Raw genomic sequence first — 21,209 nt, forward strand, 5'->3', positions numbered from 1 at the left:
TCAAAGGTTAAAACTTAGAAAAAGCTTTTCTTAAACTCAATACCAATAATACGAGGTTCGTTAACAAAACCTGTCAGGTTGTTGAAGTCTATAGCGCCTTTTAAGTTGTCTTCGTCCGTGATATTGCGGCCAAACAAAGCCACTTCGTAATCGTTCTCAAAGTTCAGATAACCAATACGTAAACCAGCTTCGAAATTACCGTTCGTGTGGTATTCCTTAGATTCGTACAGGAACAGGTTTGTTTTACCCTGACGTGCTACATCACCATAAAAATAAATCTCACCTGTGCTAACCGGAATATCATAACGGGCATTCACAGTTAAAATTGTTTCAGGAGCTTGTGGGAATGGGTTGCCATCAATAAAAACTAAGCCAGAGCCATTCGAAGGATTTGTGGGTGTGCACATGCCTGAACCACAAGGAGCAACTAATAAGTTCCGGTCTTTCAGTTCAGTATTGTTGTAGCTGAAACCACCACCCAGCACCAGACTCTTGGTGGCACGCCATTCAGTGTCTACTTCGAAACCATAACCCACACCTTTGTCGGCATTGATCAACTGGTTGCCCTGAGTTTGTCCACCAATGGCTGACAACTGAATATCGTCAATGGTGTAATAAAACAAAGCACCGTTCAGACGTAACGAATCATCCAATAAATCTGCTTTAGCACCTACTTCAAATGACGTAATAGTTTCTGAGTCAGCCACTGAAGGTGCTTTTTCGAACGCAACATCACGACCCTGAATAGACTGGGCACGGAAACCGCTGGCGATACGACCAAAGAGGCTGGTTGAATCGGTCAGACGGTAATTGCTGCTTAATTCCCAGCTGACTTTACCGTCGTCTACTTTGATAGGGTCATAAATCTGGATGCTGGCATCACCTGTCACTAAGGCAAAACCATTCACGTTTTGCTGACCTACCCAGAAGGTTTTTTCATCGTAGGTGTAACGAATACCACCAGTGATATCCCAACGATCACTCAGGTTGTAAGTGGTTTGGCCGAATACAGCCCAACTTTTGTTACCGTGATACACAGTAGTAGCGCCAAAGTAACCATCAACACTGGTCACACCAAAAGACGAATCAAAATAAAAAGCGCCTACCTGCCATTCTAAGGCTTCATTGGTATCGCTGGCTAAACGGATTTCCTGAGTCACCTGTTTCAGGTCATTGAGCTGATCTTCAGTCACTGCGCCAAAAGGAATAAAGCCAGGCCCCATCTGCTCCGGCACGTTATCGAAGTCAACATCGATACGGTAACCACCGTCTATATCCCCTTTACCTTTACCGTCAGCTTTCTCTAATGCTGAAATCATGGTCAGAGTCATGTCTTTTAAATCAAACTCAAAAGTCAAAGAGGTGCCGAAGTTATCGTACTTCTGGTAGTTGCCATCACCGTCATCATAATAGACGGTATCACGGTCATAATTTTCGTTCAGCTTGTTGCTGCCCGCAGTTAATACGTTGGCTCTGAATAAAGAGGAGGTGCCATCCAGTTTGCGGCCATGCACATTGAACAAAGCTGAGAAACTGTCAGTGTCATATAAAAACTGCAGACGACCTGCTTTTTCGTCATGACCACCGGTAAAATCTTTTTCGCCGGTAAAACCGTTGTCGACAAAGTCGTCACGATTTTGGTTCATTAATGAAATACGGGCTGATAATTCATCAGTTAAACCACCACCAGCTGCACCTTCCACATTAATAGTACCGAAACTACCTACTGTTGCTTTGGTATAAGCTTCAAAGTCCTGAGTTGGCTTTACAGAGGTAAATTTAACTATACCTGCTGTGGTGTTACGACCAAACAAGGTACCTTGTGGGCCACGGATCACTTCTGCTTGCGCTACGTCAAATAACGGGAAGCTTTTGAGGATCACGTTTTCCATCACTACGTCATCCATAATCACAGAAACTGGCTGAGATGCGGCCAGGTCAAAGTCTGTGTTGCCTAAACCACGAATATAAAAACGTGGTGCAGCGCGGCCGTTTGATGATTCAGCGTATAAACCTGGAATTTTGCCAGATAAAGCCTGGATATCCTCGCCACCTGCAAATAAAGCGTCGAATTTTTCACCGCTTAAGGTTGCAATAGAGATAGGAACTTCCTGGGTACTTTGCACACGTTTTTGCGCAGTCACCATAATGCGTTCCAATTTTGTCTCTTCAGCAGCCTGATCTTTGTCACTTTCCTGCGCTAATAAAGCAGGAGAAAGACCCATGGCTGCAGCGAGCAGACTGGCCTGAATGCTCAATGCCAGAACAGACTTTTTGCATGTTTTCATCAATTTTTTACCTTATTTTTTAGGCTGTTATATATTCTGGTGCGTCCTGCGGATCTATTATCAGAGCGAACCCTACAAACTCTGGAGTGACCACAGTGTTTGCTCTGATAACTTGTGGCTACTATAGCATTTTGCAGCTACTTTTGCCGATCTGGTGGATAAAAGAGCTAAAAATCACCATCTTGCTGAATGTTATATGAGCAATCTCTACTGAAGTGAAACTTATTCTCTCTGTCGCAGATTACTGGATCTGGGGTACCAATGCTCACCAGTGCTGTATAAATGGAGCTGCGGCCCTGGTGAGACGAGTAGTAGCTGATCAACAATTTGTTTTGCTGCATTACCATACCGGCGTAACTGCAATCTCCGCCTGAGGGCAGAACCAGTATCTCTGTCAGCTTGCCTGTGGACTGATCTATTGAAACCAGACTGGTGCGTACTTTTTGATCATAAAGCCGTACCACGGCCAGCATTTGCCCTGATGGTGTAAATAGGGCCTGTGGGCCTCCTATGCGACAGCCAATATCCAGCCAGTTCCAGTGATGGTAAGGTGCAAAGGCGTAACCTAATTGGCCATGGTCTGGATCTTTGCGCAATAAACACCATGCGGTATCTTTATGATCAAACAACAAGGCGGCTTCATTGGCATAACCTTCTGAATATATTCTGGGAGCCGCAACGTCAAACTGGCCAGCGCAGTTTTGTCGATACAAACGAATATGCCGATCGGCACCACATTTATAGGCCACAGCATAAGCCTGATCGCCTAGCCAGCTTAAACGCCATAACCAATAATCAGCTTCCCCCACAGCCCGAGGTTCAGACCAGTTTTTACCATCAGTGGAAGTCCAAAGATAAGATTGATAGGCCTGCTTTGTTTTGTCGTGAAAAGCCGCAGCAGCCAGTAGCTGTAGTTTTCCGCATGGCGTTACACTGAGCTTACCATCTCTTAAATCAGCAACAGGGTTGTGTAGTACAGCCACAGTGCGCCATTTTTTACCCTGCACTGAACTCATGATCCTCAGCAAACCATCTTTGGAGTGGTGCGTGGATGCCTGACGGAACACCAGATAATAACGTTGGCGGAAGTGACATAAGTCTGTAAAAGCATTATGTTTTCCTGCTTTCCATGCCCGCTGAACCCAAAGCAGTTCTATGGCTGTTGTGCTTTGTTCTGTCGTTAGATTGGACATAGATCTGTGCCAATTTGTGTTTTTGTTGTTAATTATTTGTGTGTTTTTATGCTTGCGCTACACTTGTTTTTACTTCAGCAACAATTTTTTAAGTGTGTCGGGTGTATGCCTGTCGGCACAAAGTGGAAAATCTTTTTGCAGTGTACAAAACTGCATGGAGTTTCACTATGACGACAGAGCAGAGTTTATTCAGACCTAAAGCACTGCAGGCACAACAACAACGCCTGGAAGGGCAGGTTAGTATTGTTCAGCCCGTCAGCAGCTCGGTGTTGTGCTTTTGTTTAGTCTTCATCCTCTTCAGTTTACTGCTGCTTTTGCATCAGGCCAGTTTTTCCCGTAAAGAAACAGTGTTGGGTTATCTGAAGCCGTCCAGCGGCGTAGTTCGTATCCATAGCCAGCGCCCGGCTGTGCTTAAACAACTTTATATTCAGGATGGCACTTTGGTTCAGGCAGGTCAAAAGCTGGCTTTACTGAGCAGTGACGAATATCTTGCTGCAGGTGAAAGTCTGACCGATCACCTGCAAAACAGCCTTGCACTGCAATTGGCATTAAATACTCAGAAACAGCATGAACTTTTACAGAGTTTTGCTCAGCAGCGTGAACAATTGTCAGCGCAAATTACTAATGTCAAACGGCAACTGGCAGAGAATCAACGCCAGCAACAGCTATTGTCTCAGCGTATTGATATACAGAATCAACGCCTGTTGTCTCAGCAAGAATTGGCACTAAAAGGCCATCTGCCAAAACTACAACTGGAGCAGCAGCAAGATCAGCACCTGATGTTGCTGCAACAGTTAGCAGAGGTGCAAACTTTGGCTCAATCCATCCTTCAGCAACAGATCCAGTGGGAAAATCAACTTCAGGCGTTACCCCTTGAACAGCAACGTCAGCTTCAGCAATTACAGGCCGAGCGGTTTAGTTTTGAGCAACAAAAAACTGAACTGCTGGCTCGTAAAGAGATTGTGCTGACAGCTCCTGTTGCGGGCAGAGTCACCAATTTAGTGGTGAGCGCAGGCCAGCATCTGCAGGGCAGCCAGGTCTTGATGCAATTGCTGCCCGAATCAGGATTTTTATACGCCCAATTATTAGTTCCGACCCGGGCTTTTGGTTTTATTCAGCCAGGTCAGACCACCTGGCTGCGTTTTGATGCTTTTCCTTACCAGCGCTTTGGCTTGTATCAGGGCGAAATCAGCCAGCTTTCAAAAGCTGTATTGATGGCGCAAGACCCCGACAGTCCAGTGCAAATTCAGGAGCCTGTGTATCAGGTGCAAGTACGGCTAAATCAGCAATTTATCGAAGCTTATGGCGAACAAATGCCGCTGCAGGCCGGCATGTTGTTAAGTGCAGACATAGTGCTGGAACAGCGTTCGGTGCTGAGCTGGTTACTGGAACCTTTAGTTAGTCTAAGAGGGCGTTTTCAGATTTGAATCAGGCTGTGTAGCAACAGAGACATTACTTTGGATGACTGCCGGGCGAGAATCGCAGCTTAGTAGTTATCACCGATGTAACTAAGATCGTTGACCATCAGGGCTTAAATTAGATAGCTATAGCTGATGAAGGAGGGCCAATGAAAAGGATTAGCGGACGGCAGGGGCTGAGCGTTTTTGTGTTTGTCGCCATGCTTGGATTTGTTCATTCAATCTTTGTTGATGATCTGTGGGGCTTACTGTCGTGGAGCGGGATGCTGCTGTTTTTTACCACCAGCTATTTTTACAGTGATTTGATGAACGCTCCGGTTTCGTCACTTAAGCAGCTGTTGCAACTCAGGTTTGAACTGGAAGTTATTCCGGCATTGTTGCTGTGGATCGGTCAACTGCTTTGGATTACCGGGCTGCTGGGTCCGGTTTATTTTGTATAAGCGGGAATGCTGTGATGCAAACTATCTACCAATCCGAAGCTGCTGAATGCGGATTAGCCTGTCTGGCTATGGTGGCTGGTGCTTATGGTTATAAAACCGATATGGCCAGTTTGCGTCAACGTTATCCTTTGTCGCTTAAAGGCTTAACTTTGCAACATCTGATGCAGCTGGCTGACAATCTGGGGCTGGCGGGCCGGGCTTTACGACTGGAGCCAGAAGAGCTGGCGCAGTTGAAATTACCCTGTATTTTGCATTGGCAAATGAGCCACTTTGTTGTGCTGGTTAAAGTGAAAGGGCAAAAAATTCAGATCCATGATCCTGCTTTTGGTAAACGAGAGCTGAGCTTTGCCGACGTTGATCAGTGTTTTACCGGTATTGCCCTTGAGCTGAGTCCTACCACTGAGTTTAAAAAACAAGATCAAAGGCAAAAGTTAAGTGTGCGGCAGTTTTGGTCTTCGGCTTCCGGTTTATGGTCGGCATTATTCAGAATACTGTTGATGTCGCTGGTGCTGCAGTTTTTCTTACTGGTGGCACCTTATTACATGCAATTAGTAGTCGATGAAGTGCTGGTGAGCAGAGACCTGGATTTATTGCATGTGCTGGCCATGGGTTTTGCCTTATTGCTGTTGTTGCAAATTCTGACCAATATTCTGCGCAGCTGGCTGGTGCTGCATTTGGGGTCGGTATTAAATCTGCAGTTGGCTACTAATCTGTTCCGGCATTTATTGCATTTGCCTATGAGTTTTTTTGAGAAACGCCATATGGGCGATATTGTGTCGCGTTTTGGTTCTTTGCAGCAATTGCGGGACTTGTTGACCAATAGCCTGATTGAAGCGCTGATCGATGGTCTTATGGCTTGTACTGTTCTGGTACTGTTATTTGTTTATCATCCGGTGTTAGCCGCCGTTGTGCTGGCGGCTGTACTGCTTTACGCGCTACTACGATATATTTTTTACTCACCATTAAAGCAATGTACTGAGCAAGGCATAGTGGCTCAGGCTAAAGAGCAATCCGGTTTTATGGAAAGTGTTCGTGCCATCCAATGTTTGCAGCTGTTCTCAAAACAAAGCCAAAGGTTAAGCCTGTGGCAAAATCAGTATTCAGATGCTGTGGATCAGCAATTCAGACTGGGGCGCTGGCACTTATCATTGCAGGCTGTGCATCAACTGTTATTTGGTATTGAGCATATAGTGGTGATTTATCTGGCGGCTTTGGCCGTAATAGATAATGCCTTTAGTGTCGGAATGTTATTTGCTTTTGCCAGTTACAAAAGCCAGTTTACCCAAAGAGCTGCTGCTTTTATTGATCACTGGATCGAATTCCGCATGCTGGAATTACACTTGCAACGTCTGGCGGATATTGCTCTGACCGATACAGAGAACTTAGGAGAGAGTCAGACTTATTTACAGCTGCAAGGTCATATTGAATTGCGAGATCTGCACTTTCGGCAGACAGCACAGGACCCCTGGCTGTTTCATCAACTGAGTTTCAGATTATCTCCCGGCGAAAGTGTGGCTATTGTAGGGCCATCAGGTTGTGGCAAAACCAGCTTGTTAAAAATTATGCTTGGACTGGCAACTGCACAACAAGGCAAAGTACTGATAGATGGTATGGAGCTGAGCAGCTTTGGTCTGCAGCATTACCGCAGTCAGATTGCCGCAGTGATGCAAAATGATCAGTTGTTATCCGGTTCTGTGATGGACAATATCAGCTTTTTTAGTCCTAAACCTGATGTGCAACATCTGATGCATTGTGCAGAGCTTGCAGCCATTCATCAGGATATTATTGCCATGCCTATGGGCTACAATACCTTAATTGGAGATATGGGATCGGCCTTGTCCGGCGGGCAAAAACAACGTTTACTGATTGCCAGGGCTTTATACCACAAGCCCAGGGTATTGCTGCTGGACGAAGCGACCAGCCATCTGGATCTGGCGCTGGAAGTCAGGGTAAATCAGGCTATCCGGCAGCTACAGATAGCGCGCATTATCGTGGCGCACAGGCCTGACAGTATTTTAACTGCAGATCGGATCCTGTTGCTGCAGCAAGGTCAACTGACTGATATCACCTGCGAGTTCCGTCAGTTGCATAGGTCAGCGAAGCCGCTCTGCCAAGGACAGGAACTTTAGGTTTTGGGTGGCCAGAGTTCCAGCTTATTTCGCAATTTTTGATAATAAATCTTGCAAAGTCATATGCTTACGTTCTGTGATTAAAGATTGACCTAGTGCCAGCATTTGCTGCTGAGCCTGTTGTTTAAAGGGGCCGTCTTTTAGCTGTGTTAATTCTTCTGCTGCTGCCCAGCCGATAGTGCGGCGGATCAGCTCACAACCTGCGTAGCCTAAGGTATCCTGCCACAATTGCTGCAGGTACCAGTGCTGGTAAGATTCATTCTGAAAGCTCTGATCTGTGGTTTGCTTTTGCATCAGGTTGCTGAAAACAGTGGAGAATTCATGCCAGAACAGCTCAATTTGGCCTAACAAGTAGTGGCGCCGGGAGCTTACTTCGGTTTGTTCCTGAGTCAGCAGGTTTAAAATAACACTGGCCAGAAAAGTTCCGGTATCAAAACCTATGGGACCATAGCAGCCGAATTCGGCGCCTATTATTTTATGCTGCTGATGATTCACTAACACATTGCCACACTGCAAATCTCCATGCAGCAAGGCCTGAGGTTTTGCCAGAAAACCAGCTTTCAGCTGGGCCACTTCGGCTTGCAGGGCTTCATTGCGCCATAAATCCCGAACTTGTGGCTGTTGCGCTAAACTCAGGCTGTTACGCTCATGGTTGCAGTAGGGGTCGGTAAATACCAAATCCTCAATCACTAAACAGAGTTCCGGATTATTAAATTGCAGCTGCCTGGATTTTTTCACTGGGCCTGTTAAGACAAAGTCACTACTGTAAAAGCTGGCATTGGCCAGATAACGGCCCAGATGCAGTCCGGTATCTTGTGGTAATAATCCTGTCCTGATAGCGCTTCGCAAACTCATGCAATCAGATAAATCTTCCAGTAATAATGCACACAACTCTGCATCATAAAATAACACTTCCACCAGATAATCAGGGCAAATTTTGGCATGGTGTTTTAATACATCAGCTTCAATCTTTGCCCTGTTTAAGCTGACAAGCCAGTGTTGGGTCAAATCTGAAGGTTCAGGTAAAGCCTGTTTAACAATAAGGCTGGTGCCTCTGTTATTTTTTACTCTGAACACCTGATTCAGGCCATCGTTTTTCAGTAGCTCAGTGCTTAATTGGCTATGATCGCCAAACAAATCGCTGTATTTGTCAGCGAATAATGCCGCTTCTTTTGGGGTTAACACTTGGTAAGGCATCAGATAAAAGATCCATAAAAAGCAAAAGGCCATCATCGCAAACCCCTTTGGGTAGCACAATGGCCTTTTGTACTGCTGAACTTCAGTTGACGGCTATGGGGTTAAGGCTGCACTTGTACTGCAGTAAAACGTGCCAAGGCTGCTGTACGGGCTTTATAAAACGCCAAACCTGAGTCACTCAGACTGTAATTGTCTATGCCCTGAATGGTGCTGAGAAATTGATCTTCTACAGAGCCATTCAGGCAGGCTTTTTGTGTGGTGGCCATGGGTTTAAACTGCAAACGTAAACCTTCAGTCTCGTAAGCACCAGTAAACTGGTTGCAGCCTGCAAAACCGCTGACTCTGTTATCTGCAGCAAACTCCAGATAAGGCGTCATATCGGGTTCTGTTGCCGGGACCGCTTGCCCCATTAATTCGGTGAGTTTCCAGCGTACTCCTGTCAGTTTGACTTGCGTTTGCTGAGCTTGCTTGTTCAGTTTGTAATTTTCCGCTAAATCACCAGTGATGACCTGGCCAGCCATATCCAGTTGAAACAGCTGATTTTCTCCCACTTTATACAAAGCCGGACCCTCCTTCTGGTTCAGCAGCTGAATCACTGAACCCTTAGCATCCCATTCAAAGGTACCTTGTTGCTGTATAGCATCGCCTTCTTTACCCAGATAAGTAGTACTGAGCAGATAGCTGTTATCCATATTCAGTGTGAGCAGGGTGTCTATACCTTCGCAATCGGCGCAAGGCACTACGCCTCTGTACGTTCCTGCCCAGTCCAGAGAATTCTGGCTGTTATGGTGATCGACCTGAGTTTCTGCTTTTGCTGGTTCAGCAGCTGTTGTTGCTGACGGTTCTGTGGGTGCAGGTCCGCACGCTGCTAATACTAACCAGGCGGTCAGACACAAGATCAGGGGTTTAGACATAAAAAATTTCCTTGTTTCTGCTCATACAGAGCATTTAATTTCACATCAGTTTATAGGTGTCAGGCTTTACCAAAACTGAATTAACCGGAAAAAAACAGCCTCAACCTATATTCACAACCACTGGTCACAGCAGGCTGGAGTGCATTTATGACACTGTTAGACTTTTAGTGAATTGTTATCTTATCCAAGAAAAGTAGAACAGCTGAATGAACTTAACCCGAGCCAGTATAAAAAATCCTGCAGCCGTTGTAGTGGTCAGCCTGATTATGGTGTTATTTGGCTTGCTTGCAGTGGCTAAATTGCCAGTTCAGCTTTTGCCCTCCATAGAGCAACCACAAATTTTTATCCAGAATGGCTGGCGTGCGGCAGCACCTGAAGAAATGGAGTCCACTATTATTGAACCGCAGGAAGCGGCGCTTCGCACTGTGCCTGGTGTTACAGAAAGCAGCAGCTTTATTGGTGCTGGTTTTGGTTTTATTACCCTGACCTTTGATGTAGGTCAGGATATGCAGCAAGCTATGCTGAACGTGATTAATGCGTTAAATCAGGCATCGCCTCGTCCGAGGGAAGCCGCCGAACCTGTAGTTTCACTCAATAGTGGTGCCGGTCCTGTTGCCAGTTTATTGATCCGCAAGTTAGATGAAAACGCGGACGCTGACTTTACTGCCTTGCAGCCAGTGATTGATGATGTGGTGTACCCCAGGTTAAAAGCCATAGCAGGTATGTCTCAGGTTGATTTATCCAGCCGTCGCGCGAAAGAACTCCATATCGTATTTGACCCCTATCGTTTGGCCGCCCTTGGTTTGTCTGTTGATCAGCTAAGTTCACGTATTGGTCGTGCCACCAATGTATCAGGGGGGTTTGCAGAGGTTGGACGACGGGAATACACAGTACGTTTTGTCGGACAGTACGACCCGGCGCAGTATGAGCAAATGGTGGTGGCTTATCAGAATGACAGACCTGTGTATCTGCATGAAGTAGCAAAAGTAGAAATTGATTACGCTGAGCGGGCAGGCTTTACCAAACGTAACGGTTACCCGGCGTTTTACATCAGTTTGCAGCGTGCAGCCGGCTCAAATACCGTAGATATTCTTGATGCACTGAACAAAGAAATTGCCGATTTAAATCAACATGAGCTGAAGAATAAAGGTATTGAAATAGTGTTGAGTTATGACGCTTCGGTACATATCAAAAGAGCAATTGAGCTGGTAAAGGGAAACCTGGTCGTAGGCATAGCTTTGGCACTTGGCATTTTGTATCTGTTTTTACGCGGCTGGCAGGCAACCTTGCTGATTGGTTTAACTATTCCGCTATCTTTAATGATGTCCGTTATGGTGCTGGATCTATTTGGCCGTTCACTGAATGTAGTGTCTTTGGCAGGTTTAGCTTTTGCTGTAGGCATGGTGCTTGATGCCGCTATCATAGTGCAGGAAAACATGGTGCGGTTGTTACAGCAGGGACAGGCGCTGCAGCAAGCTGTAAAAAAAGGCACAGCTCAGGTCAGCAGCGCACTTTGGGCTTCCACTGCAACTACAGTGGCTATTTTTGTACCAGTGCTGTTTATGCAAGGCGTCGAAGGTCAGCTGTTTTACGATTTGGCGCTTACGCTGGCGGTGGCTGTGATGGCCTCTTTGCTGGTGGCCTTAGCTGTATTGCCTGTTGCCTCATTATTCTGGCTAAAACCGCAAGCCAGCGCTGTGACTTCTGCTTTTTTCTGGCAAAAACTAGCCAGACGTTTTTGCCGTTTCACTCAGAATCGCAGGTTGGCATTAGGCTGGGTGATCTTTTTTGTGCCTGGAGCTGTGTTACTGACAGCCTTATTGCTACCTAAAGCCGACTTTTTACCCCAGGCCTCTATTGATACCGTCTTTTCAGGTTTTTCACTACCCCCTGGAGCCAATATACAGGTACTGGAACAGGAGATTGGTGATCTGCTGGTGACCCGTTTACGACCTTATTACCAACAGAAAAAATACCCGGCAATCAAAGGTTATAACCTGTCGATCAACAGGGGGTTTAACTCACTCTTTGTTTACGCTGACGACCCGGACAGCATAGAAGATATGATTAAATTACTACGCGAAGAGATTCTGGTGGGCTTACCTGACACCAGGGCCTTTAGTGTGCAAGGCTCGTTATTTAACTTTGGTTTTGGCAGTGGTCGAGAATTAAATTTAGATTTTCAGGGCCCAGATGTGCCACAACTCATGCAGCAGGCGGCTGACGCCATGCCAAAAATAGAAAAATTATTGCCAGGTGCTACAGTGCGGCCCGTGCCTGATTTAGCCTTGGCTCAGCCTGAATTACGTTTAACTCCGGATGAAAACCGTATAGCTCAAAGTGGCGTGGATCGTTTTACTGTTGCGAATATGGTGCGTGCAGTCACAGATGGTATTTACATAGGTGAATACTTTGATGGCAACGAACGGATGGACATTATTCTTAAAGGCCTGGGCTGGCAGACGCCTGAGCAATTAACTGCAACTCCGCTCTATACGCCGGGAGCTGGTGGTCAGACTCTGGGCCAGCTCAGTGAGCTGACTTACACCACAGGCCCTACCTCTTTGCAGCGGATCAATGGCCTGCGCACCATCAGTTTGCAAGTGACACCTCCTGCGACTATGGCATTGGATGAAGCAATGCAGATTCTGCAGCGCGACTTGATGACTACATTACGTGAATCAATGCCTGCTCGGAGTTCAGTACAATTCCGGGGGAATGCCGATCGCCTGTCTCATGCCATGACGGAAATGGGCAAAAACTTTGCGGTGGCAGTGTTTATTCTGTTCCTGCTGATGGCCGCTCTGTTTCGCTCGGCCAAAGACAGTTTGCTGGTGGTTCTGGCTATGCCTATGGCCATTCTGGGGGGGGTAGTAGCACTACGTTTATTAAATCTGGTGACTTTTCAGTCGCTGGATCTGCTGACCATGATTGGTTTTGTCATTTTGCTTGGACTGGTGGTGAACAACGCTATTTTACTAGTGGACCAGTGCCGGCAAAGCCAAAGGGAAGGAAGCCCTGTGGATCAAGCCTTGTATCTGGCTATTTTAACCCGGGCCAGGCCCATTTTTATGAGCACCTTAACCAGTATATTTGGCATGTTGCCGCTGGTACTGGTTCCAGGTGTTGGCTCCGAAATTTACCGGGGTTTAGCTGCGGTTATAGTGGGCGGTATGACTTTTAGTATGTTGTTTAGTCTGGTGTTGATCCCGGCGTTGTTACGTTTGACCTCGACAGTTCAGCACACTGAACGGACGGCCCCTTCTTTGGAGATCTTTGATGCAGCTTAATACAATGGCTTTAACCGCAGTTTTGTTTTACTCCACTGCTCTTGTGGCGCAAACGCCAGCAGAAAAAGTGGTCAGTGTAGCGCAAGTGCAACAACAAGTGATGTTGCCTCATACTATGGTGACAGCTCAGGTGCAAAGCCGCTATCAGGCCGATGTAACTGCAGGGGTTGAGGGGCGTCTATTGTGGTTGGCTGAACCCGGCTCTCAAATTAAACAGGATGAAGTCATAGCCAGGCTGGATATCACCCCTTTGCAATTGCGGGTTGATGAAATGAATGCCCGTATCAGCAGGGCTGATATTCAGTGGCGGCGTTTGCAAAAAGACACAGCCCGGTTGTTGGAGCTGAGTAAAAACAATAGTGTGGCTTTAACTCAGTTGGATCAAATCAGTGCTGATCGCGATAGCGCTGAAGCTGAACTGAAATTACTGCGGGCTCAACTGGCGCAACTGCAGGATCAAATCAACCGCAGCTCAGTCAAAGCGCCTTTTGCCGGAGTGGTGGCGCAACGTTTTCATCAGCACGGAGAAGATATCAGCAGAACGGATGCTTTAGTGCGGCTGGTGAATTTAAGTGATCTGGAAGTTGTTGTGTTTGCTCCGCTGAAATACGCCGCATTTTTACAGCAAAATCAGTTGCTGCAGGTATTTCATAGCGGTGGCGAAAGTCAGTTGCCAGTACGTAATCTGATCCCTGTGTCCGATATGCGTTCGCAAACCTTTGAAGCCCGGATTAAAGTGCCGGAACAATTACTGGCGAACTTTCAGGTTGGACAACTTGTTTCTGTCGCAGTACCCACGGCTTTGGCCCGTCAGCAGTTGTTAGTGCCACGGGACGCTGTGGTGGTGAAAAGTGAAGGTCAGTTTGTGTTTGTGGTAGATAACGAACAAAAAGCTCAGCAAAAGGCGGTGTTGTTAGGACAGGGCATCGGCAAACTGATAGCTGTAGATGCAGAGCTGTCGGCCGGTGAACAAATCGTGATACGAGGTGGCGACACCTTAACTCAGGGTGACAAAGTTAAGGTGCTGACCGATCAGGAGTTCCCGGTAAAAACCTAAGGTGTTTTTACTGCAGGAGCTTGCCAGGCTGCTGTGCCCCACAGTGGCACGCTGGTCAGCGAATGTTTGTAGCTGCCCGTGCTTTCTTTGGTGGAGTAAGACAAATACAACAAGGTTTGACTGCTGCTGTCCAGAATACGGCGAATTTTTAAGTTCTTAAATAAAATGCTTTTGGATGTGCTGAAAATCACTTCGCCGTTTTTAGAACGATCGATGTCTTTCAGCATAGCGGCTGTGATTTCACCGGTTTGACGACAGGCAATAGACATATCAGAAGGGTCGGCAAAATCCAGATTGGCTTCAACATGGCTGATATGGCAAGTGACACCAGGGATTTTCGGGTCGTCAAAGGTCTGGACTTTAATGTCTTTGGTGGTAAACAGACCTAAACTGACATCTGCCACTTCTTTATCAGAACAGGCCACCAGGCCCAAAGCGGTAAAAACCAAAAGCCATTTTTTCATAGTCATATCATCCTTTTTAGCCTTGATAACAAAACGGAGCTATTTAGCTCCGTTCGTTTTTCTGCACTAGTGTCCGGCGTGGCCGTCTAAACCATGCACATGGCCATGGGCCAGTTCTTCGTCTGTCGCATCGCGGACTAAAATCACTTCCACATCAAACGTCAGATCAATACCTGACAGTGGGTGATTACCATCTACAACCACTTCGTCTTCTGTGACGTCTAAAACAATCACAGATTGCTCACGGCCGTCCGGGCCTGCAGCGCGAAAACGCATGCCAACCTGCACATCCATGCCTTCGAATAAATTACGTGGCACCGCCTGAGTTAACTCATCATGACGCTCGCCGTACGCTTCTGCCGCTGGTACTTCAGCTTTGAATTTGTCGCCGACAGTTTTACCTAATAAAGCCTGCTCTAAACCGTGAATTAAAGCGCCAGTACCAAAAATAAATACCAGCGGTTCTCCGCCAGCTGAACTATCGAGTTCGTTACCTGCTTTGTCGGCCACAGTGTAATGAATGGCGACTACTTTTTCTGCTTGTATGCTCATGCAAACCTCAGTTACGCGAGTGAATAGGGCAAAGGTGATATGACAACAACCGATGCATCCGGAGTTGCTAATCGCAGTGGATCAGCTGGGTTAATATCGTTTGGTAACACCGCCAACACCCAAAGTTGCCCCTGAATATTCACCGCATTAATGACCTGGCCAACCCGACGCCAGTTTTCCGACCATTGTACTTCAATATCTGTGCCGCTGGCCGGAGTTTCCTCAGTTTGACTTTTGAGGATGTACGCAGCTCTTTTATTTTTACCCAGATATTTCATTCGGGCCACAGTTTCCTGCCCTATATAACAACCTTTAGTAAAACTAATGGCGTCCAGAGCCTGCAAATTCAGCATTTGTGGCACATATTCGCCAATCACAGCCTGCTCTAAATAAGAAAAGCCCTGCTGAATATGTCGGGCTAACCACAAGGTTGGAGCTGCCAGATAAGCGGATTGTTCCGCTAAAAGTTGTCGGGCCTGGCCAAAATCCAGCACTAACAGGTAATGTTCGTCGGCTAAACGCATCAGTTTACCGCCGGGCACTGAACTTAACTGACCCACAGAGGCTGGCTGCGCATAGCCCAATTTATTCAGTAAAGCTGCAGTATCAGGACCACTGATACCCAAAATAGCCAGACTGTCATGACCTGCTTCAAAACTGACTTTGGAAAAGACGCCAAACTTTTTCAGCTGAGTGGACGAGGCTTGTAATTCGTCACGAAAGCCGATGTACCACAAGTTTTCGCCATCGGCACATAAATGAAACTGAGCCCACATTTTACCCTTGGCATCACAATGTGCGCCACGCAGAAAATTTTCCGCTGTCAGCGTATTCAGATCTGCGGTCACCTGACCCTGCAGGTATTTACGGCTGTCCAGCCCCGCAATAATCAGGCTTTCAAAGCCGGGTAAGGGGCTGATAAAGGCGCCTTGGACTGAAGTTGATAAAGCGGCGAGTTGATCGGCACTGATCCAGGATGCTTGCATATAGGTAAGTCTCTTAGAATACTAAGATGATCATTGGGGGATTTGGCCAAAAGCTCAACCCCTGTAAGGTTTTTTTGTTAGAATCCGGCCAGTATCATCAAAAGGAAAGCAGTATATGACTGAGTTAATGGGTAAACCCCGCCTGCGTTGGGCCTGCCGTCGTGGCATGCTGGAGCTGGATGTTTTGTTGGCGCCTTTTGTTGAAGAAGGGTATGACGCTTTAACTGAAACACAAAAATATACTTTTGAAGCTTTATTGGCCTGCGACGACCCGGATTTGTTCGCCTGGTTTATGGGGCATGGTAAGTCAACTGATCCAGAGCTGCAGGCAATGGTGAATATCATTGTTAACAGAGTACGGGTATAACCTTAGTTTTATGCCATCCCGCATGCGCCGGATTGTTTATCTGGCGCAAAGCTTATTGATCCTGCTTATTTTCCTGCTGCAACCATTTTATGCCTTATGGTGGCTGCTGCTTTGGCTCTGGTTATTTTTTTGTTTTTATCAGCTGTTACGGCAGTGGCAACAACCCGTCAAAGCGCGTTTATTGTTTTTAACTGAAAAAGGTCAGCTGAAATGGTGGCAGGATGAACTGCCAGCGGGGCAGTTGTCGGCAGGCTCTTTAGTGTCGCAACTGGGGATTTGGTTGCGCTGGCAGGATACAACACAACAACCCAGGCAATTATGGGTCTATCGGGATAATTTATCTGAAGAGCATTTTCGCAGTCTGGCACGGGTGTGTCAGACCGTAAAATGGCAGCAACAAGCCGGTTCTGCGAACCGGCGTTAGGGTTTCAATATGGTTGGCGTAGGCTCCGCCAGTTGATCCGGATAATCCAGATTATAATGCAGACCACGGCTTTCTTTGCGCTCCATAGCACTGCGGATAATCAGTTCAGCCACCATGGTTAAATTGCGCAGTTCCAGCAAATTATTGCTGACGCGGAAGTTGCGGTAATAATCCTGAATTTCACGTTGCAACAGTTCTACTCTGTGTAAAGCCCGTTCTAAGCGTTTTTCAGTACGAACTATACCGACATAATCCCACATAAAAAGCCGTAATTCGTGCCAGTTGTGAGTAATCACTACCTCTTCATCTGAATCAATGACACGACTTTCATCCCAGCAAGGCAGTTCAGTCACTAAGCGGGCTGACTCGAGCTGCTGTTTAATATGCCGGGCTGCCGATTGAGCAAAAACCACACACTCCAATAAGGAGTTGCTGGCCATACGGTTAGCGCCATGCAGCCCTGTGTAGGCCACTTCACCAATAGCATAAAGATTAGAAATATCGGTTTGGCCATTTAAATTGGTCACCACGCCACCACAAGTGTAATGCGCTGCTGGCACCACTGGAATGGGTTGTTTGGTGATGTCGATACCCACACTTAGGCATTTTGCATAAATGGTGGGGAAGTGTTCAATAATAAAGTCTTTTGGTTTGTGGCTGATGTCCAAATACACACAATGAGCACCGAGCTTTTTCATTTCATAGTCGATAGCACGGGCCACTATGTCGCGTGGTGCTAATTCGGCGCGCTCGTCAAAATCCGGCATAAAACGGCTGCCGTCCGGCCGTTTTAAATAAGCACCTTCACCCCGCATGGCCTCAGTGATCAGGTAATTCTGCGCTTCAGGGTGATACAAGCTGGTCGGGTGGAACTGATTAAATTCCATATTAGCCACGCTGCAACCTGCGCGCCACGCCATAGCTATACCGTCACCGCTGGCTACATCAGGATTACTGGTATAGAGATAAACTTTACTGGCTCCGCCTGTGGCAAGTGCAATACATTTAGCACCTATCACTTCCACATGTTCTTCTTCACGGTTCCAGACATAAGCGCCATGGCATTTTTGTTCAGCTAAGCCCAACTTACTGGAAGTGATTAAATCAATAGCGTTGTAGTTTTCCAACAATTGAATATTCGGGTGGCCTTTGACTTGCTCTACCAGCGTGATTTGCACAGCCTTGCCTGTCGCATCTGCTGCGTGCAAAATACGTCTGTGGCTATGACCGCCTTCCCGGGTCAGGTGATATTTCAATACACCGTCTTCGTCTTTGTACTGATCAAAAGGTACACCCTGCGCAATTAACCATTCCATCGCGTCTTTGGCATGTTCAGCGGTAAACTGCACTGCTGCGGCTTCACATAAGCCAGCACCTGCAATTAGAGTGTCGTCGACATGAGAGGCAATACTGTCGTTTTCATCAAATACGGCAGCTATGCCACCCTGAGCATATAAGGTAGAGCCTTCACGCAGAGGACCTTTGCTCAGCACTATGACTTTAGCCTGGTCCGCCAGATGCAAAGCCAGCGATAAACCTGCAGCGCCACTGCCTATAATTAATACGTCACAAAGATGTTTTTTTTGTTGTTGCATGGGATACACTTATTCAGTCAAAAACACATAAATGTCTGTAATTTGGGTCTTTATACGCTACTTTCCGGCAACTGGCCGCATCAGAAACGGCAAATTGTAACTTTTTTTACTTATTCACAGAACTATTCATATAGCTTCCAGTCATAAGGGTACGCTTGACGAGCGCCAGTTGCAAAAAGAAAGTAGTATTTAGCATTAGGGGAAAGGCTCGGATGAGCGAGCAAGAATTGGATTGGCAGATTGTCCAGCGGGTACAACAAGGGGATAAAGCAGCCTTTAATGTGTTGGTAAAAAAATACCAGCATCGTATTGCGAACTTAATCTCACGTTATGTCTCTAACCATGGCGATGTGGCGGATGTAGCTCAGGAAGCCTTTATTAAAGCTTACCGTGCTATTCCCGGCTTTCGTGGCGAGAGTGCATTTTACACCTGGTTGTACCGGATAGCCGTGAACAGCGCTAAAAATTACCTGGTAGCGACAGGACGCAAGCCGCCATCTACAGACGTAGATGCGGACGATGCCGAGTTTTATGACGGTAGCGATGCGTTAAAAGAGCAGGATTCTCCGGAAAAGCTTTTGTTATCCGATGAAATCCGTAACGTAGTGTTCGATACCATTGAAAAGTTGCCGGACGAATTACGCACTGCTATTACTTTGCGTGAATTGGATGGCTTAAGTTACGAAGAGATTGCGGAAGTGATGGGCTGCCCTATAGGAACAGTCAGAAGTCGGATTTTCCGTGCACGTGAAGCTATTGATGCGCAGTTAAAACCGCTCATTAGCTGAACCTCTACTAAACAGGAATCGGTATGTCGTCAGAAAAATCAGATTGGATCTCGGCCGCTAGTGATAATCAAGCAATCAGCCCGGAACAATTAGACAGATTACTGCAAGATGCTGAAGTACAGCAACGCTTTGCGCGTTATCATTTGATTGGCGCAGCCATTCGCAATGAGTTACCGGCGCAGCTTGATATGCAGTTTGCAGATAACTTTGCCAGCCTGTTGGATCAGGAACCTGCTTACCAGTTAGAAAGCAGCCCTGTAGTGCACCAAAATGCGCCAGTGTCGTTCTGGAAAAAACTGGGCGAAGCAGCCAATACTGGCTGGTTTAAAACAGGTTTTCAGGGCACAGTCGCAGCCAGCGTGGCATTAGTTGCTGTGTTGGGTGTGCAACAGTTTCAGGGCTCTGGTCAGGACGCAGATCTGAATTCACCTTTACCTGTGTTACAGACTCAGCCAGTGGCTGGTTTTGCCACTCCGGTCAGCTTAAGCCAGACTTCGGTAAGTTCCCGTTTTGAACAGGAACAACGTCAGGCTATGTTGGAACAGCAACAACGTTTGCAGCAATTGCTGCAGGCACATCGTCAGCAAATCCGGGTCATGGACACTGCACAGCAGAAAACTCCGGAAACCCCAGCTGAGAAACCAAGACAAGAGCAATAAATATGGGTTGGAAAGGCTTAAGCAGTGCCTTGATCATCTTGTGTTACTCCAGCCTGAGCTTCGCCGAAGTCTCGGGGTGGGAGTGGTTTGAGCGAAGTCAGAGTTCAGTTCGTCAATATAATTTCGAAGCCTCTTTTGTTGTCATTAAACCCAATCAGGTTGATAGCTACCGCTGGATCCATGGTGTACAGGATAATTCAGAAATAGAGCAACTGATGCCGCTGGAACAAAGTGGCGTCGAAATTTTGCGTCGTGATCAGATGGTGTATTACATTGCTCCTGAAAAAGCACCCCTGGCGACCAGCAGCAGCACGATCAAAGAATTACCTGCTTTGTTGTACCGTGATATTGAGTCGATCAAAACTTTGTACGATGCAGTGCCAGGTGGCGCGACGCAACTATCGGGTCGTTCTGCCCAATTATTGCGTTTGACACCGCTGCAAAATGGCAGACCAGGCTATTGGTTGTGGTTAGACAGCCAGACAGGTTTTCCGCTGAAAATAGATACCCTGACGGTTCAGAATGAAGTGCTGGAGCGTTGGGTCATCACCCATATTTTGCCCCACGCCACTTTACCTGAAGCATTAAGTATTGCAGCGAGCGCTGAATTGCCAGCTGCCGCAGAAACAATGCCGACTGTAGCTTTGCCTGAAACTCCGCTGCAGTTGTCCTGGTTACCCGAAGGCTATCAGGAGGTTTCTGTGACCTCTGCTATGGTGCCACAGCAGGTGTTGGAACAATGGTTGTTGTCCGATGGTTTGCATCAGGTGTCGGTTTTTGTGCAGCACAGCGCCAGTTTGCCGGCTCAGGCCTTCCGCGACGGCGCCACCACAATTTTTGTCATGCCAAACAAACAGTTTGATGTCACTGTAATAGGCCCTGTGTCTATTGAGACGGCCAGACAAATAGCTGAATCGGTGCGTTAAATGCTGGAAGAAATAGCCACTGTGATGAAAAGCCAAAGCGATGGTGTCTGGCTGAAAACTCAAAGTGTCAGCAGCTGCAATGCCTGCCAGTCGAATAACGACTGTGGTACTGGAGTAGTGGCTAAAGCTTTAACCCCACGTGAAAATCTGTTTTTTGTCAAAAGCCAGTTGCAATTGCTGGAAGGGCAAAACGTTAAAATTGCCGTGAGCGAACAACATCTGTTATCTGCTGCGGCTTTATTGTATTTATTCCCCTTGTTTTGTCTTATTGCAGTGGCTGCTTTATTAAGCCGGCTGCAGCTGGCTGAGACGGCCATAGTGTTGGGTTCTTTCACTGCTTTAGCTGCTGGTTTTGCCGTGGCGCGACTGATCAGTGGCCCATCAGCACAGCAGGAACAGATTGAGATCCTTGCGGTATTGCCTGAACTGACGGTACAACATATCCGCATTACCGATTAATCCTCTGCTGAAATCCGCTGTAACATCTGAACACATAGCAACCAATGCCGAGATCGAGTACAA

19 protein-coding genes are annotated in these 21,209 nt (G+C 46.9%); 11 read left to right on the top strand and 8 right to left on the bottom strand.

Features of this window, described 5'->3' with window-relative positions; translation table 11 throughout:
* Positions 1–14: 14 nt before the first annotated feature.
* Positions 15–2,288, bottom strand: coding sequence for a TonB-dependent receptor (locus J2W69_RS12430; protein ID WP_310278922.1), 2,274 nt, complete (start codon positions 2,286–2,288; stop codon positions 15–17).
* A 167-nt stretch (positions 2,289–2,455) separates the two neighbouring features.
* On the bottom strand, positions 2,456–3,481 hold the full coding sequence (locus tag J2W69_RS12435; RefSeq protein ID WP_310278925.1) for an exo-alpha-sialidase: 1,026 nt from the start codon (positions 3,479–3,481) through the stop codon (positions 2,456–2,458).
* A 167-nt stretch (positions 3,482–3,648) separates the two neighbouring features.
* Here J2W69_RS12435 and J2W69_RS12440 point away from each other — a divergent pair, with 167 nt between their 5' ends.
* From J2W69_RS12440 to J2W69_RS12450, 3 genes are all read left to right on the top strand, one after another.
* Positions 3,649–4,908, top strand: a complete 1,260-nt coding sequence (locus tag J2W69_RS12440) for an HlyD family secretion protein (protein WP_310278927.1) — start codon at positions 3,649–3,651, stop codon at positions 4,906–4,908.
* Positions 4,909–5,048: 140 nt separating this feature from the next.
* On the top strand, positions 5,049–5,339 hold the full coding sequence (locus tag J2W69_RS12445) for a hypothetical protein (protein ID WP_310278930.1): 291 nt from the start codon (positions 5,049–5,051) through the stop codon (positions 5,337–5,339).
* A 14-nt stretch (positions 5,340–5,353) separates the two neighbouring features.
* Entirely contained in the window at positions 5,354–7,468 is a 2,115-nt protein-coding gene (locus tag J2W69_RS12450) for a peptidase domain-containing ABC transporter (RefSeq protein WP_310278933.1), read from the top strand.
* Between the two features lie 24 nt (positions 7,469–7,492).
* Here the strand turns inward: J2W69_RS12450 and mtnK are convergent, their stop codons facing one another.
* Both mtnK and J2W69_RS12460 read right to left on the bottom strand, forming a co-directional pair.
* The gene (gene mtnK, locus J2W69_RS12455; protein WP_310278936.1) at positions 7,493–8,665 is read right to left on the bottom strand and encodes an S-methyl-5-thioribose kinase; all 1,173 of its coding nucleotides are present in this window, start codon (positions 8,663–8,665) and stop codon (positions 7,493–7,495) included.
* 101 nt (positions 8,666–8,766) lie between these two features.
* A complete protein-coding gene (locus J2W69_RS12460) occupies positions 8,767–9,579 on the bottom strand; it encodes a copper resistance protein NlpE N-terminal domain-containing protein (protein WP_310278939.1) in 813 nt (270 codons plus the stop codon).
* Between the two features lie 206 nt (positions 9,580–9,785).
* Here J2W69_RS12460 and J2W69_RS12465 point away from each other — a divergent pair, with 206 nt between their 5' ends.
* A complete protein-coding gene (locus J2W69_RS12465; protein WP_310278942.1) occupies positions 9,786–12,869 on the top strand; it encodes an efflux RND transporter permease subunit in 3,084 nt (1,027 codons plus the stop codon).
* Positions 12,859–13,926 carry an efflux RND transporter periplasmic adaptor subunit gene (locus J2W69_RS12470; RefSeq protein ID WP_310278945.1) on the top strand — a complete coding sequence of 356 codons (1,068 nt, stop codon included), beginning with the start codon at positions 12,859–12,861 and terminating at the stop codon, positions 13,924–13,926. The genes J2W69_RS12465 and J2W69_RS12470 overlap by 11 nt, the downstream gene beginning before the upstream one ends.
* Here the strand turns inward: J2W69_RS12470 and J2W69_RS12475 are convergent.
* The 3 genes from J2W69_RS12475 to ygfZ form a co-directional block, all read right to left on the bottom strand.
* Positions 13,923–14,390, bottom strand: coding sequence for a CreA family protein (locus tag J2W69_RS12475; RefSeq protein ID WP_310278947.1), 468 nt, complete (start codon positions 14,388–14,390; stop codon positions 13,923–13,925). The genes J2W69_RS12470 and J2W69_RS12475 overlap by 4 nt on opposite strands.
* Positions 14,391–14,456: 66 nt before the next feature.
* The gene (locus J2W69_RS12480) at positions 14,457–14,942 is read right to left on the bottom strand and encodes an FKBP-type peptidyl-prolyl cis-trans isomerase (RefSeq protein ID WP_310278949.1); all 486 of its coding nucleotides are present in this window, start codon (positions 14,940–14,942) and stop codon (positions 14,457–14,459) included.
* 11 nt (positions 14,943–14,953) lie between these two features.
* Positions 14,954–15,928 carry a tRNA-modifying protein YgfZ gene (gene ygfZ / locus J2W69_RS12485; protein WP_310278952.1) on the bottom strand — a complete coding sequence of 325 codons (975 nt, stop codon included), beginning with the start codon at positions 15,926–15,928 and terminating at the stop codon, positions 14,954–14,956.
* A gap of 115 nt (positions 15,929–16,043) precedes the next feature.
* Between ygfZ and J2W69_RS12490 the strand changes: the two genes are divergently transcribed.
* The gene (locus J2W69_RS12490; RefSeq protein WP_310278955.1) at positions 16,044–16,295 is read left to right on the top strand and encodes an FAD assembly factor SdhE; all 252 of its coding nucleotides are present in this window, start codon (positions 16,044–16,046) and stop codon (positions 16,293–16,295) included.
* Positions 16,273–16,719 carry a protein YgfX gene (locus tag J2W69_RS12495; protein ID WP_310278958.1) on the top strand — a complete coding sequence of 149 codons (447 nt, stop codon included), beginning with the start codon at positions 16,273–16,275 and terminating at the stop codon, positions 16,717–16,719. Before J2W69_RS12490 ends, J2W69_RS12495 begins: the two co-directional genes overlap by 23 nt.
* On the opposite strand, the gene nadB is transcribed toward J2W69_RS12495, so the two are convergent.
* Complete coding sequence (gene nadB, locus J2W69_RS12500) at positions 16,716–18,314, bottom strand: L-aspartate oxidase (protein ID WP_310278961.1); 1,599 nt, start codon at positions 18,312–18,314, stop codon at positions 16,716–16,718. The genes J2W69_RS12495 and nadB overlap by 4 nt on opposite strands.
* A gap of 212 nt (positions 18,315–18,526) precedes the next feature.
* On the opposite strand from nadB, the gene rpoE reads away from it, so the two are divergent.
* From rpoE to J2W69_RS12520, 4 genes are read left to right on the top strand one after another with little or no spacing between them, the layout of a single operon-like run.
* Positions 18,527–19,102 (top strand): RNA polymerase sigma factor RpoE, encoded by a 576-nt coding sequence (gene rpoE / locus J2W69_RS12505; RefSeq protein ID WP_008898022.1) that lies wholly within the window; start codon positions 18,527–18,529, stop codon positions 19,100–19,102.
* 23 nt (positions 19,103–19,125) lie between these two features.
* Positions 19,126–19,761, top strand: a complete 636-nt coding sequence (locus tag J2W69_RS12510) for a sigma-E factor negative regulatory protein (protein WP_310278963.1) — start codon at positions 19,126–19,128, stop codon at positions 19,759–19,761.
* Between the two features lie 2 nt (positions 19,762–19,763).
* Entirely contained in the window at positions 19,764–20,687 is a 924-nt protein-coding gene (locus J2W69_RS12515) for a MucB/RseB C-terminal domain-containing protein (protein WP_310278966.1), read from the top strand.
* On the top strand, positions 20,688–21,146 hold the full coding sequence (locus J2W69_RS12520; protein ID WP_310278970.1) for a SoxR reducing system RseC family protein: 459 nt from the start codon (positions 20,688–20,690) through the stop codon (positions 21,144–21,146).
* Positions 21,147–21,209 lie beyond the last annotated feature (63 nt).

This window comes from Rheinheimera soli (assembly GCF_031457405.1).
GTDB lineage: Bacteria > Pseudomonadota > Gammaproteobacteria > Enterobacterales > Alteromonadaceae > Pararheinheimera > Pararheinheimera soli_A.